Here is a 14,652-nt window from a genome sequence, read left to right on the forward strand (position 1 = left end):
ATTCAATTTACTATCTTAAATTATACCAAAAAATAACGTTATCCGGATAAAAATATCATTCACAAGAAGATTGGACAATTAATCAAGCACAGTTGCGTTTTGATGATTAGTAACAAGATAGGCTCCTAAACCTACAAGTGCACCAAGAGCAGCTGGTACAACCCATCCAAAGCCAAGTGAGGCAAATGGCACAAATTGATGATATCCATTCACAACACGCTGTACGCTAGCCAACGACACTAAAGGTGAGCTAGCAAGGGCATCTAAAACAGCAGGTAAAGTGACAGCAGCCACAACAAAACGATAAACTAGCGCTGATTGCTTGAAATATTTGCTGAATAGCGACAATAAGATAAGTACCAAAGCAAATGGATACAATAGCATCAAAATCGGTACTGACCAAGCTACGATATTGGTCAAACCTGCGTTAGCTGTGACAAATGATCCAAACGCAATGACACGCAACCACCAAAGATAACTCACTTTTGGAAAAACACGGTGCATATCTTGTGAGAATGAGACGAACAGTCCCATAGCTGTTGTGAAAACCGCTAAGGTCACGATAACACCAGTCAACGCCGTCCCAAAGTTACCCATATAATGACCAACAATTTGAGCAAAGGCATCACCACCATTTGCTGATGGTTTGAACAATCCCAAACTACTAGTGCCAACCAGAACTAGTGCTGCGTAAATCACCGCTTCCGCGACAATACTTAACAAACCAGCCTTTGCTAATACAGTCGATACTTGCTTTTTGTGGAATCCTAAGCCTTTGACAGCATATACAACTGAAACGGCTAATGCCAACAAGGCTATGCCATCCATTGTATTATACCCATCTAAAATTCCCTGAAAAGCGGCATTACTTTGATACGCCGCAGATACCGTTTGATGCGTGTTACCCATTGGCATAACTAACGATAATACCAACACTAATAACAATAGTCCCAAGAATAGCGGATTAAGATATCGTCCCACCCATTTCAATAAGCCTGATTCTTTAACTGTTAGGAAGTAAGCCAATCCAAAGAAGACAGCCGAGAAAACTAACATTGCTAATCCTTGATATTTAACAGGCACAAATGGTGATACGCCCATTGAAAACGCCGTTGCTGCTGTACGCGGTGTTCCAAAAAAAGGTCCGATTGTCATGTGAATTGCAACTAAAAATACTGTTCCAAACCAAGGTGCGACTGGTCTGGCAATGTCGTAAACACTTTGACTATTGGTGACACTCACCGCCATCATTGCCAAAAATGGCACGATAGTACCAGTAATCAAAAATCCAACCGTCGCTGGTAACCAATTACCACCTGATAATTGACCTAACTGGACAGGAAAAATTAAGTTTCCTGCTCCAAAAAACATTCCAAATATTAGTGACGCCACTAATACTAACTTTTGCCACGTTAATTTTTTTTCGTCCATTTCTTTTCTCCCTAGTAGTATACGTTATTGCTTCAATTTACTCACTAAATCATTTGAATATTCATACCAATTCCTCTTCCCTCTGTATGATGAAAATAAAAAAGACTAGCTACAATTTTTTAGCAGCTAGTCTTTCAACATATCAAATCAGCTACCTATCATGTTTTATCTGATAGGCGCAAAAAATTTCAGCACTTATCACTAACTAATGATAATAATGCTGATAATAATTTGTTTTGTTGTTGCGAATTGATTTGTCATATTATTTTCTCATTTATTTATTAACAATATTAAACCAAATATCATTTGTTTTGTCAACCTCTAATTTTAGTCAAAAAAAAACGCTTATCGCGTTTTTTTAAATTAGCGTTGTACGGCTACTGTCGTTTCAGTTGTTGCTGCAGTACGTTCTTGTACCAAAACATTTTCTGATGACAATGCAGACTTTGCTTGCTCAGCCAACTTTGAGAATGTGTCAAAATCAGAAACAGCAAGATCAGCTAACATCTTACGGTTCAATTCAACACCGGCCAATGTCAAACCATGCATCAACTTTGAGTATGACAAACCGTTCATACGGGCTGCTGCGTTGATACGAGCAATCCATAGCTTACGGAAGTTACGCTTTGTGTTCTTACGATCACGGTATGCATACAAGTATGACTTGTAAACTTGTTGCTTAGCAACCTTAAAATTAATACGACGTTGTCCACGGTAACCCTTGGCCAACTTAACAAACTTTTTACGACGTGCGCGTGATACTGTACCACCCTTAACTCGCATGGGTATTTCCTCCTAGAAATTAAATAATTAGACTTACCTTGAAATTAGAGCGTGCTCAACATCTTAGCGTATGTCTTAACAGTCGTTGAATCCATCATGCGTGTGCCACGCAATTGACGACGTTGCTTCTTTGTCTTACCGTGGAAACGGTGTGAAGTATAAGCTGAAGCTGACTTCAAGCCACCGTTAGCTGTCTTCTTAAAGCGCTTTGCTGATGCGCGGTGTGTCTTCATCTTTGGCATGTGACCAATTCTCCTACTTTACGATTTTTGTTTATGCTTGATTAAACAAGCGACTAAACCCTTACTTACTTGGCATCGCGTGGTGCCAAGACCAAAAACATTTGGCGGCCATCCATTTTGGCACGTTGTTCCACCTTGGCGATGTCATCAAGTTCTTCAGCCATGCGGTCTAAGACCCCACGTCCAATGTCTTGGTGAGTAATCATACGACCACGGAAACGCAAATTCAGCTTAACTTTGTTGCCTTGCGACAAAAACTTGATTGCTGCCTTTTTACGTGTTTCGAAATCGCCTGAATCAATCACTGGTGACATACGAACTTCTTTAACTTGAACAATTTTTTGGTTCTTACGTTGTTCTTTTTGCTTCTTTTGCGCTTCGAACTTCGCTTTACCCCAGTCCATGATTTTGGCAACTGGTACTTCAGCGTTAGCCTGTACCAATACCAAATCAAGGTCTGCATCATTCGCTAATTGTTGGGCATCACGTGTTGACATTTCCTCTTGCTTACCATCATGGATAAGCAAAACACGTGGTGCGCGGATATTTTCGTTGACTAGATCAACTTGTCGTGGTTGACGTGCTATTGTCTGGCACCTCCAAATTTATTTTGTGAATCAAGAAGAAAAGTGGGCAAGAACTTAATCTTTACCCACTTCAACACTTGCAGTACTTAACGTACAACTGTATCTGCCAAGCAACGATATCACTTGGCGAGAAGCGGGTGCTTCTACTTGTTCAACAGATACTAGTTTACTACCTCATAGATCATTTGTCAACTGTGTTCTGGATTAAACGAACGCCATAGTGACTAATAACTAAAATCGCAAATTGAACGCCAGCAAACAACGTGACAAAAACAATCATATGCATGCTGAACGATTCAGCTATTAAACTTAAAACATGTTGTAATCTTGTGAAAACATCCCAAGAATTCAAGCGAAGAAAACGACCGATATATATGCCAACACCTGATAATATCGACAAAACAGCCATAAGGAATAATTCTAACAGATCGTGGCGTTTGTCAAAATAATGTTTAAAAATAAGCTCTAAACTTAAAATACCTAACACAACACCGATAAAGATACCTGCCGACAAAACCGCATAATTGAAATATTGCATACGGACTGTCAAACCAATACCGATATATTGTAAATGAATATAATCTGTAATCATATACATCGTATTTGGATAGAATAGCAACCATAAAATACTAAAAATTGTCCCCACTGTGACACGTTTAGTAAATGCCACTACTAAGGCAAAATCTAAGGGTAACAATGCCAAAAATACATTCCAGTTTAAAAATGTAAAATGTGTGGGGGTCAAGTAGACAAACAAAAAGAAAAGAACCACAATTAGATGAATAGCACCTATACTAATTAAATTTTGTTTTCTCATCCGAGCACCTCCTTAATTTGCTACATCTTATATTTTAGCACGTCAATGCGCTGCCGTTTCCTGTATTTATAAGGACTATAATTGTCTTTATCGTGATAAAAAGTTGGTCTCACTGGCTGTAACAGTATTCAGTATCATTCTATGGTACAATAACGATAATAAAGCTTTATCAAAACCTAAAATTTATAGTAACCTTATGTCAAGTAAATACCCTTGACATTAAATAGAGTTTAACTGTTGACAAACGCTGTAAATTTCGGTAAACTTGACTAGTTGATAAATTGAAACGAAAGGAGGTGCTATCATGGCTACCCCATCAAACAAGAATTCAAAGTCTCACAAGCGCAATCGCCGCGGACACATTGGTTTGAATGTTCCAAACATTTTGTTGGATCAGACAACTGGTGAATACCGTGTTGCTCACCGCGTCTCACCTTCTGGTGTTTATAACGGCAAGCAAGTTGTTGATAAGAAGTAACAATGATGCCTGTTCTATTTGTAGAACAGGTTTTTTTGTTTGCGAAATAACTTTAATTTAGGATCTATGACTATAAAAATCAAAGAAGCCGCGGTTGACTCTGCTGACCGCGCCCAAGAAATGATTGCACGTGGTGCTAACCGAATTGAATTAAACGCTCGCCTTGACTTAGGCGGCATTACCCCTGACACACGAACTGTAATCGACACGCTAACTATTGCTGGTAATATACCAGTTGTCATTATGGTTCGCCCTCGTGGTGGCGATTTTGCATATGATAATACTGAATTAAACCAAATGCTAGAAACCTTACAAATTGTTGCAGATTTAGGTGGTCAGCATGTTACTTTCGGTGTTGTGCGAAGCGGATCACTGGACACAGACATGATGTCGACGTTAATCGAGACTGCAGATACCCTGAATTTACATGTCGTTATGCACATGGCATTTGATGAGATTACAAAAGACCAACAACAAGCAGCTATGCAATGGTTATTCACACATGGCGTTACGCGTATTTTGACCCACGGTGGTGTGCTAACAACGGCCATCACTGAACTAATGCCACAATTAGAATTTCTTGTAGATCGCGCACCAGTTGGCATGACCATTTTACCTGGTGGTGGTGTGACACACGATAACGCTGACGAAATTGCTGATGTGCTTGGTATTTCTGAGGTACACGGTACTAAAATAGTATGAATGCTTGACTACAAGTTTTAAAGAATTATACTGAAGCTATCATTCTTGGGGGAATGGCTTAGAGGGGTGGAAAATTTATGCATACTACTACACTACAAAGATTTGTAATGACGACTATGGCTGTAATAGCTATCTTTTTTGGGATATCTATTTTACTTTCTGGTCATATTTTTTCAAATAATAGTTCGTTTCATGACACTTTTAAATTATTTCCATTGTGGAAAAATATACTATTTTCACTGTTATTACTTTGTAGCATTACAATAGTTTGGTGGCTGTCTACTAAAAAAGAAAGTTCCGTCCGCTTTATATTTTGGTATATCATAATATTTTTAGTTGTTGGTGCTATTTTTTTTCAACCATATAAGCCTGTTTTTGATAATTTTGCAGTTAATTTACAAGCTTTTCATTTAGTTAAAGATTTTCCAAAGTGTAGTTGGCAACAATATTTTAGTATATTTCCCAATAACGTAGCAATAACTAATTTGTTGTTTTGGTTAGATACACCATTCAAGGGCATTATAAACACACCTGAAGATCTCTTTTTTATCAATGCCTGCATTGGTCAAGGGTTAATGTTGTTTTCCATTTATCAATCTATGAGATTATTAGATTTAATTTTTGATAAAAAGTTTGGGAATGTATTATTGTTTTTTTACATACTTTCGCCCACATACTTAATGCAATTTACACAAGTTGCATACTCTGATACCTACTCATTGCCATTCTTAGTGGCTTCTTTCCGATATGTCACTCAATTACTAATCACTGTAGAAGACGTAAATTTTAAAATTTTTATAAAACACTTAAAAAACTGGTATTTCATAATTTGTTCTGGATTGTTTATGAGCCTGGCTCTCTATTTACGTCCAAATTCAATTATTGCACTAGTAGCAATAATTATACTGTCTTTACTTTTGATGACTAAAAATCGACGAACTATTTTACTTTTCTTGGTATCGCTTGTGTTTTTTTCAGAAATTATTACATTTACTTCGAACAAAACATTAGCTCAAACCAATTATGAAACTAATATTTCCAAAAACAATAAAATGCCAATTGAATCTTGGTTCTTAACAGCATATTATAACGGTGGTCGTTCTGGGGCTAAAATAAATCAGATAACAGACAAATACAAAGATTATGATAAAAGAAAATCATATATACGTTCTAAATTATTTACTAAACTACGCTCTTTAGGTCCAATTGGAATAATTGCCACTTGGAAAAACAAATGTAACGTGTTATTTGGTATAAAATCAGATTTTGGGATGCAATATTTTAATTCATTCCGTGACTGGGATAGTCGCCAACTTAAAATCAGATACAAAAATTTATATGACTTTTTAACACCAAAAATGATTCAAATAAGCTTAATTTCAGTTTTTACATGTATTTGTCTTTTATTCTTCTATGCTATCTTATTTTTAAAGAACAAAGCTAACATAACCATATATACCCAACCTAAAAAAATGATTTTTGTTTTGATATTAGGTGTTTTTGAGTCATTATCGCTTTTTTATATACTCTTATGGGAAGTACAAGAACATTATGTATATATGATGTTGCCATTTTTGTTACTAATTGGGTCTATATTGTCGGGCTATTTGGCTCAAAAATCCATTCATATTTTGAAACATCTAAGCCTACGAAAGCAGAACTTCAAACACTAACATATACCAACAGCACAAGGAGCTAATCAAATGCCATTAGATGGACTCTTTACTCATGCCATCGTTCATGAGCTTAATACATTGATAACGGGTGGCCGTATCACCAAGGTACATCAACCCTATTCAAACGAAATCGTCCTTGTTGTACGTAACAACGGGCAGAACTATCCACTGCTTTTGAGCGCACATCCAAGTTATGCCCGCGCACAAATTACCTATATTCCGTATGAGAATCCACAAACCGCGCCTAATTTTGTGATGTTTTTGCGACGCTATTTAGAAGGCACTAAAATACAACGAATTGAACAAGTTGACAATGATCGTATTATCAATTTTTATGTCAACGCACGTGATGAATTAGGTGATGTACAAGAAATTCGAGTCACGCTTGAAATGATGGGACGCCACTCTAACCTTTTTCTCGTACGCGAGCATGATAATCGCATTCTGGAACTCATCAAGCATGTACCTGCTGACCAAAATCGTGTGCGCTCATTGTTCCCAGGCGCAACCTATATTTTGCCGCCAGCGCAAAATTTGTTAAATCCCTTTGAAAGTGGTTTAGACGGCTTAGCATCTATGATTTTGGATGAGCCGTTCGACAATTGGGCAAAGCAAATTCAAAGTACCTTTCAGGGATTTAGTCGCGACAGTGCATTAGCTTTAGCACGCGCTATCAATCAGGATGGGGATCATTTGGCAAATGCGCGTCATTGGTTGGCACAATTTGATAATCTGCAACCAACCTTGTTTACCTCAGCCAACGGTGGGTTCAGTTATGCAGCATTTAATTGGCAACAAGAATCTGCAAGCGCGCAATCATTTAACACAATTGGTGAAATGCTAGATGCTTATTACGTTGGTAAAGCCGAGCGTGAACGTGTTAATCAACAAGCCGGATCATTAGTCCGTGTTGTTAAAAACGAGCTCAAAAAAAATATCACAAAACGTAAAAAGCTTTTAAATACGCTATCAGACGCTGAAAATGCCGATGATTTGAAAGTTAAAGGCGACTTGCTCATCACCTATCCGCATCTTGTAGAAAAAGGTATGACAAGCGTACAAATCGAAAACTACTACGATAACAACAACTTACTGTCAATCACACTTGATCCTAAACTAAATGGGCTCAAAAATGCGGAAAAATATTTCACAAAATATCGAAAGTTGCGGACAGCAGTCGACTTTGTCAATGAACAGTTGGCACTCACTGACGCTGAAATTTCCTATTTCAATAACATCATGGCGCAATTAGATGTGGCTTCACCTAAAGATGTTGAAGATATTCGCATTGAATTAACGACGGAAGGCTATATTCGAACCAAAAAGAAAAGTAAACAGCGACCTAAAGTGTCACACCCCGACAGATTCGAAAGTAGCGATGGCACGCTCATTGAAGTCGGAAAGAATAATTTGCAGAATGAACGTCTCTCGCTTAAGCAAGCTGATCGTCGCGATATTTGGTTACACGTTCAGAAAATTCCGGGATCGCACGTCATCATTCATGACGCGAATCCCTCAGAAGCAACGCTTATCGAGGCAGCCAAATTAGCTGCTTATTATAGTAAAGCTAGAGATTCGGCTAATGTTCCTGTTGACTATTTACCTGCTGGTAAATTGCGAAAACCGAACGGTGCAAAACCTGGCTTTGTCATTTTTGAAGGTCAGCAAACACTCTATGTGACCCCTGATGCTGCACTTGTTTCACAATTGAAAATAAAAAAATAACAGCCTGACGGCTGTTTTTTTGTTAGTTGGGATTTGGTAAATAAAGATTCCCTAATGTGGCAGCTAACACTGCTTTAATTGTGTGCAAACGATTTTCTGCCTGTTCAAATTGATGTGCATACGGTGCATTAAAGACATCGTCAGTGATTTCCATTTCTGTCAAACCGTACTTGTCATAAATATCTTGTGCCATTGTCGTTTTCACATCATGAAATGCTGGCAGATCATGCAGAACAATGACTTGATTATTTTGCGTTTTTGCTACCAATTCATGATTGATTTGATAAGGTAGCAATAGTTCGATTCGTTGTGCGAACTGGTCTTCCTCACCCATTGACGCCCAGACATCTGTATACAAAACATCTGCGCCTGAAACACCTAAATCAACATCATCGGTAATAGTAATTTTTGAACCAGATACGGCAGCCTTTTGCTTTGCCAACTGTTGCACATCATCAGTTGGCTGCAAACTTTTAGGCGCCACAATATGAACATTAACACCCAAAATAGCGCCTGTCACCAACAAGGAATGGGCAACATTATTACGGCCATCCCCTAAATAAGCCAACGTAATGCCTGACAAATGACCAAAGTGTTCTTTGATGGTCAAAAAATCAGCCAACATTTGTGTCGGATGCCACTCATCTGTCAGACCATTCCACACTGGCACGCCACTGGTGCTTGCCAACTCTTCAACAATTTTCTGAGAAAAACCACGGTATTCAATACCATCATACATGCTGCCCAAGACTTTTGCTGTATCTTGTAGCGATTCTTTTTTGCCAAATTGAATGTCATTGTGACCCAAAAATTCTGGATGTGCACCCAAATCATTGGCCGCAACTGTGAATGCCGAACGTGTCCGCGTTGACGTTTTTTCAAATAATAGGGCAATATTTTTACCCGCCAAATACTGATGGGGAATATTTTGTTGTTTGAGTGACTTTAAATGCGCTGCCAAATCAATCAATGTTTCTAGCTCTGCTTTAGTAAAATCAATCTCTTTCAAAAATGATTTACCTTGGAAATGTGAATTCATTGGCGCTCCTCCAAAATTTTATAATTGCGCGTTACTTCTTTTTTGACGTTGGTCACAGCCGTACCACCAAGTGATGTACGACGATTAACAGCCGTTTCTGAAGCCAAAATTTGATAAATATCAGCTTCAATTTGAGGTGCAGCAGCTTGTAAGTCAGTCAAAGTCATTTTCTGTAACGGTGTATGTGTCTGAATGCCCTTCAATACCAACTGACCAACAATCGCATGTGCTTTACGGAAAGGTACCCCTTTGGTGGCTAAATAGTCAGCGAGTTCTGTTGCATTTGAAAAGTCATCTTGCGTTGCAGCTAACATTTGACCCTCATGAACCGTTAAGCCATTTAACATGCCAGTAAATATTTTCACCGAGGCAATCACTGTGTCCATCACATCAAAAACTTGTTCCTTATCCTCTTGCATATCTTTGTTATAAGCAAGTGGTAAAGATTTCATTGTCGTCAATAGCGCCAATAATGAGCCATAGGTACGGCCAGTTTTACCCCGCACCAATTCCGCAAAATCAGCATTCTTTTTTTGAGGCATGATTGAAGAGCCTGTTGAAAAATCATCTGACAATTCAATATAATTAAATTCATAGCTCGACCATAAAATTAACTCTTCAGCCATACGTGATAAATGCATCATTAAAATCGAAGCATTGCCGAGAAATTCCAATGCGAAGTCACGATCTGACACAGCATCTAACGAATTATGATAAATATCACTAAAGCCTAGCTCATCCGCAACAAATTCACGGTCAATGGGAAATGTGGTACCCGCCAAAGCTGCAGCTCCTAGTGGCAGAATGTCTGTATGCTTTTGGTTAAATTCAAAACGTTCGTAATCACGTTGGAACATGTTGAAATAAGCTAACAAATAATGACCATAAGTGATAGGTTGGGCATGTTGTAAGTGAGTATAGCCAGACATAATCGTGCCGGCGTGTTTGTCTGCCAATGATAATAGCTCACTCTGCAAGTCGGTCAAGGCTGACATCACATGTGGCAAACGGTGTTTTACCCAAAGATGGAAATCAGTTGCCACCTGATCATTTCGAGAACGCGCAGTATGAAGTTTGCCAGCAACAGCGCCAATTTTTTCTGTCAATAAAGCTTCCATATTCATATGGATGTCTTCATTTTTAACATCAAATGTCAAATTACCCGCTGTTAATTCTTGTTGCAAACTTTCTAAGCCAGCCACAATTTGTGCTGATTCGTCACTTGATATAATAGCTTGTTTGCCCAACATTTTTGCGTGGGCAATTGACCCTTCTAAATCTTCAGCCGCCATTTTTTGATCAAAATGAATCGACGCCCCAAACTCATCAACCCATTCAGATGCTTTGGCAGTAAAACGACCACCCCATAATTTATCACTCATATCACTTTTTTGCACTGCGCAATGCCACAGTGCTTTCCCTTCATCAAAGCTATGTACGCGCCGAAGCGCTTGTTTATTTCACTGTATCTTTCTTTGGTTGTGAATGAACATGGTTCACTTGTTCATACACCGTGTTACTCAATGTCCACAACTTGATGAAGCCAACAGCAGCTTCTTGGTCAAAGGATGATGCAGCCGTGTAAGTTGCCAAATCTTCGTTATATAATGAATTTTGCTCTGATTGACGCGCAACAGCAATGGCATTACCTTTATAAAGCTTCATTTTAACAACACCGTTCACATTTTTTTGTGTATCATCAACGAAAGCCATCAAACTGTCAAACAAAGGTGATACCCACTTAGCTTCATAAACGAGATTAGCTAATTGTTGCTCAATTAATGGCTTGAAATGGGCCACATCACGTTCGAGCGTCAAATCTTCGAGATCCTTGTGCGCTGTCATCAACACTGCAGCAGCAGGCGCTTCATAAATTTCACGAGACTTGATGCCTACCAGACGGTTCTCAATATGATCAATTCGACCAATACCATGTTGACCAGCAATTTCATTGACGGCAACAATTAGTTCAGCAAGTGGTAATTGCTCACCATTTAACGCTACCGGCACACCTTGTTCAAATGTCACATCGATAAATTCTGGTACATCAGGTGTGTTTTCAATAGCCTGTGTTAAGGCGTATGCATCTTCAGGTGCTTGGTTCCATGGATTTTCTAGGATACCGGCTTCATTGGCACGTCCCCACAAGTTTTCATCAATTGAATAAGGTGAGTCCAAATCAATAGGCACTGGCACGTCATGTGCATGGGCGTATTCAATTTCTTCTTCACGCGACCATTGGAAATCACGAATTGGTGCTTCAATTTTCATTTCAGGATCAAGGGCATGGATAGCTGCTTCAAACCGTACTTGATCATTACCGTGCCCTGTTGAACCATGAGCAATGGCAACGGCATCATTTTCATGCGCAATGTCAACCAATTTTTTGATAATCAAAGGACGTGACAAAGCAGAAACCATTGGATATTCGCCTTCATACATCATGTTTGCTTTGATGACTGGTGCAACGTATTGCTCAGCAAATTCTGATTTTGCGTCAATAACAATTGACTGTGTCGCCCCAACTTGCAAGGCTTTGGCTTGGATCATGTCCATATCTTTGCCATGTTGACCAACGTCTAAAACGACAGCGATAACGTCATAACCCTTTTCGTTCAACCAAGGAATGGCTACTGAGGTATCCAACCCACCGGAATATGCTAATACTAATTTTTCTGTCATGATAATGTCCTCGCTGTTTTTTGTTTTAGTTATTTGTTGATTCTATATTAGCGCGCCTTGTTTAAATATGCAATAAAATAACGATTATATACACTTAAAAGTTGTATAAACTGATTTTAAGTGTATATTTTTGCAATAAAAAAGAACCTTTCGGTTCTATTGATATATCTTATTCATGCCAAACAGGTTCCAACAAATGGGTTTGTTCTGGCGTTGGCCCTACGGCGAAGCTCAACAAATCAACTTCCAACAATTCAGAAATACGTTGGAGATAATGTTGGGCATTGACTGGTAGTTCTTCAAATGTTGTCACACCCGTAATGTCTTCATCCCACCCGGGCAAGGTCTCGCAGTTGACATCCAACCCATTAAACCAAGTATCTGAAGCTGGGAAATGGTGAATTTCTTCGCCTTTATAAGTATACGAGGTCGCAATTTTTATTTCTTTCAAGCCTGACAAAACATCCAATGAGTTAATGGCTAACTTGGTCAAACCAGAAACTTGTACCGCATGTCGCAAAGCAACCGCGTCTAGCCATCCAATACGGCGAGGACGCTTAGTAATCACACCGTACTCGTGACCCACTTCGCGAATATGATCTGCAATGTCATTAAACAATTCAGTTGGGAAAGGTCCCTCACCAACTCGAGACGTATAAGCTTTAATGACACCAACAACGTCTTGGATTTGCTTTGGGCCTACTCCAGCACCATTCATCACACCACCTGCTGTTGGGTTAGAGCTTGTCACATAGGGATACGTACCGTGATCAACGTCAAGCATTACACCTTGTGCACCTTCAAATACAACACGTTTGCCAGCTTTCATCAATTGTCCCAGCAAATAAGACGTATCTGTCACATAAGGTGCCAACTGACGACCATATTCAACATAAGTTTGGTAAATATCATCGTAATCTAACGCCTCTTCACCATACAATTTAGTCAATTGGGCATTTTTAAATGGCAAATATTCTTTTAGCAACTTACCAAATACTTCTGGATCAATTAAATCAGCCACGCGAATACCAACACGTGAGATTTTATCCGTGTAGGCAGGACCGATACCTTTTTTGGTCGTACCAATTCGATTATTTGAAGCAGATTCAGAGGCCTTATCCAACGCAATGTGGTACGGCATAATAACATGTGCACGGTTTGAAATACGCAAATTCTCAATCGTAATTCCTTGGCTTTCAACTTCTTTAATTTCAGCTAAAAGTGCTTCGGGATTGACAACAACGCCGTTGCCAAGTACTGCTAGTTGACCTTTCGTGATGATTCCAGATGGTAGTGCAGACAATTCAAATTTTGTTTGGCCATGCCAAATCGTGTGTCCCGCATTGTTACCACCTTGGTAACGGACAACAGCATCCGCATGTTCAGCGAAAAAATCAACGATTTTTCCTTTACCTTCATCGCCCCATTGGGAACCAACAACAATTACACCAGACATATTTTTCTCCTGTTACGCCGATAGCTGCTTTCAGACGGGATAGGTTTGTCGGAGAAAGCCAGTATTCTACATTCAGAATAACTAACCTGTTTGCGCCTATCCGTGAGTGTCCCTCTATCATCGTTCATTTTTATGTAAAACACGAACATTAAATGTGATAAACGCCTTTTACCTATTTATTTTACCATAATCCTAAATTTATTTTTGAGAAAAGTGATGTTAATTTCTAATATTATCGGTTAAAACGTTTGCCTCATCGAATTTATAGAAATAAAAAAGGACATATAATGTCCTTTTTAATCAATCTGCCGTCGTATAAACAGCCAAAACGTCTTCGTTTTCTTCAAGTTCATCGACTAAATGATCTAATTTTTCGCGATCTTCATCAGTAATTGTCATTGGATTTTGCGCAATCATCGTAATTTCAGCATCTTCAAAAACGAAACCCGCTTCAGTCAAAGCACCTTCAACTGCCTGAAAGTCCGCTGGATCAGTGTAAATTTCAAATACTTCATCAGCTGTTTGAACATCTTCAGCACCGGCTTCCAGCGCCGCCTCCAAAACAGTGTCTTCATCCAAATCAGGATATGCTTCACGATCAATTGCTAAGTAACCTTTTCGGTCGAACTGGAAAGCAACTGAACCAGATGTGCCCAAAGCACCGCCAGCATGTTTGAATGAATTACGAACGGTAGAAACTGTACGATTAATGTTATCCGTTGATGCTTCAACTAACACAGCGACACCGGCTGTGCCATAACCTTCATAGGTCACTTCTTCAAACTTTGCACCACCAGCACCAGATGCTTTATCAAGTGCACGTTGAATGTTATCTTTTGGCATGTTAGCTGCCTTAGCTTTTTCAACAACCAAACGCAATGATGCGTTCATCTCTGGATCTGCACCGCCAGCCTTTGCAGCAACATATAAGTCGTGTGCCAGCTTTTGAAAAATCTTACCACGCTTAGCATCTTGGGCGTTTTTACGACCTTGGATGTTATGCCATTTACTATGTCCTGACATTGTGTCATCTC

The 14,652-nt window shown here is 39.1% G+C and carries 14 protein-coding genes and 1 other annotated feature; of the genes, 4 read left to right on the forward strand and 10 right to left on the reverse strand.

The annotated features are described in order from the left end of the window. Nucleotides 1–78 precede the first annotated feature (78 nt). The 5 genes from brnQ to ACI3ES_RS07090 form a co-directional block, all read right to left on the reverse strand. Complete coding sequence (brnQ, locus tag ACI3ES_RS07070) at nt 79–1,431, reverse strand: branched-chain amino acid transport system II carrier protein (protein WP_114666814.1); 1,353 nt, start codon at nt 1,429–1,431, stop codon at nt 79–81. A gap of 363 nt (nt 1,432–1,794) precedes the next feature. Next, nucleotides 1,795–2,214 (reverse strand): 50S ribosomal protein L20, encoded by a 420-nt coding sequence (gene rplT, locus ACI3ES_RS07075; RefSeq protein ID WP_004914648.1) that lies wholly within the window; start codon nt 2,212–2,214, stop codon nt 1,795–1,797. A gap of 44 nt (nt 2,215–2,258) precedes the next feature. Continuing rightward, nucleotides 2,259–2,456 carry a 50S ribosomal protein L35 gene (gene rpmI / locus ACI3ES_RS07080; RefSeq protein ID WP_002815120.1) on the reverse strand — a complete coding sequence of 66 codons (198 nt, stop codon included), beginning with the start codon at nt 2,454–2,456 and terminating at the stop codon, nt 2,259–2,261. A 65-nt stretch (nt 2,457–2,521) separates the two neighbouring features. Next, a complete protein-coding gene (infC, locus tag ACI3ES_RS07085) occupies nt 2,522–3,061 on the reverse strand; it encodes a translation initiation factor IF-3 (protein WP_050799439.1) in 540 nt (179 codons plus the stop codon). A 12-nt stretch (nt 3,062–3,073) separates the two neighbouring features. Further along, nucleotides 3,074–3,198: a sequence feature (ribosomal protein L20 leader region), on the reverse strand. A 26-nt stretch (nt 3,199–3,224) separates the two neighbouring features. Continuing rightward, nucleotides 3,225–3,860 carry a DUF1361 domain-containing protein gene (locus ACI3ES_RS07090; protein WP_114666816.1) on the reverse strand — a complete coding sequence of 212 codons (636 nt, stop codon included), beginning with the start codon at nt 3,858–3,860 and terminating at the stop codon, nt 3,225–3,227. A gap of 304 nt (nt 3,861–4,164) precedes the next feature. Here ACI3ES_RS07090 and rpmF point away from each other — a divergent pair, with 304 nt between their 5' ends. The 4 genes from rpmF (at nt 4,165) to ACI3ES_RS07110 (ending at nt 8,441) form a co-directional block, all read left to right on the forward strand. Beyond that, a complete protein-coding gene (gene rpmF / locus ACI3ES_RS07095) occupies nt 4,165–4,338 on the forward strand; it encodes a 50S ribosomal protein L32 (RefSeq protein ID WP_004914654.1) in 174 nt (57 codons plus the stop codon). Nucleotides 4,339–4,404: 66 nt separating this feature from the next. Beyond that, nucleotides 4,405–5,040 carry a copper homeostasis protein CutC gene (locus ACI3ES_RS07100; RefSeq protein WP_114666817.1) on the forward strand — a complete coding sequence of 212 codons (636 nt, stop codon included), beginning with the start codon at nt 4,405–4,407 and terminating at the stop codon, nt 5,038–5,040. Nucleotides 5,041–5,117: 77 nt separating this feature from the next. Continuing rightward, nucleotides 5,118–6,713: a hypothetical protein gene (locus ACI3ES_RS07105; protein WP_142511636.1), complete on the forward strand. Its 1,596-nt coding sequence runs from the start codon at nt 5,118–5,120 to the stop codon at nt 6,711–6,713. Nucleotides 6,714–6,743: 30 nt separating this feature from the next. Beyond that, nucleotides 6,744–8,441, forward strand: a complete 1,698-nt coding sequence (locus tag ACI3ES_RS07110; protein WP_114666819.1) for an NFACT RNA binding domain-containing protein — start codon at nt 6,744–6,746, stop codon at nt 8,439–8,441. Nucleotides 8,442–8,463: 22 nt separating this feature from the next. Here the strand turns inward: ACI3ES_RS07110 and argF are convergent, their stop codons facing one another. The 5 genes from argF to ACI3ES_RS07135 form a co-directional block, all read right to left on the reverse strand. Then, complete coding sequence (gene argF / locus ACI3ES_RS07115) at nt 8,464–9,480, reverse strand: ornithine carbamoyltransferase (RefSeq protein ID WP_114666820.1); 1,017 nt, start codon at nt 9,478–9,480, stop codon at nt 8,464–8,466. Continuing rightward, on the reverse strand, nt 9,477–10,862 hold the full coding sequence (argH, locus tag ACI3ES_RS07120; RefSeq protein WP_114666821.1) for an argininosuccinate lyase: 1,386 nt from the start codon (nt 10,860–10,862) through the stop codon (nt 9,477–9,479). The genes argF and argH overlap by 4 nt, the downstream gene beginning before the upstream one ends. Nucleotides 10,863–10,935: 73 nt before the next feature. Then, a complete protein-coding gene (locus tag ACI3ES_RS07125) occupies nt 10,936–12,162 on the reverse strand; it encodes an argininosuccinate synthase (protein WP_010291811.1) in 1,227 nt (408 codons plus the stop codon). Nucleotides 12,163–12,331: 169 nt separating this feature from the next. Further along, nucleotides 12,332–13,618 (reverse strand): adenylosuccinate synthase, encoded by a 1,287-nt coding sequence (locus tag ACI3ES_RS07130; protein WP_004914666.1) that lies wholly within the window; start codon nt 13,616–13,618, stop codon nt 12,332–12,334. A 300-nt stretch (nt 13,619–13,918) separates the two neighbouring features. Continuing rightward, nucleotides 13,919–14,641, reverse strand: coding sequence for a YebC/PmpR family DNA-binding transcriptional regulator (locus ACI3ES_RS07135; protein WP_036068210.1), 723 nt, complete (start codon nt 14,639–14,641; stop codon nt 13,919–13,921). Between the last annotated feature and the right edge of the window lie 11 nt (nt 14,642–14,652).

It is taken from the genome of Leuconostoc falkenbergense (assembly GCF_045801155.1).
In the GTDB taxonomy this organism is placed as follows: Bacteria; Bacillota; Bacilli; order Lactobacillales; family Lactobacillaceae; genus Leuconostoc; species Leuconostoc falkenbergense.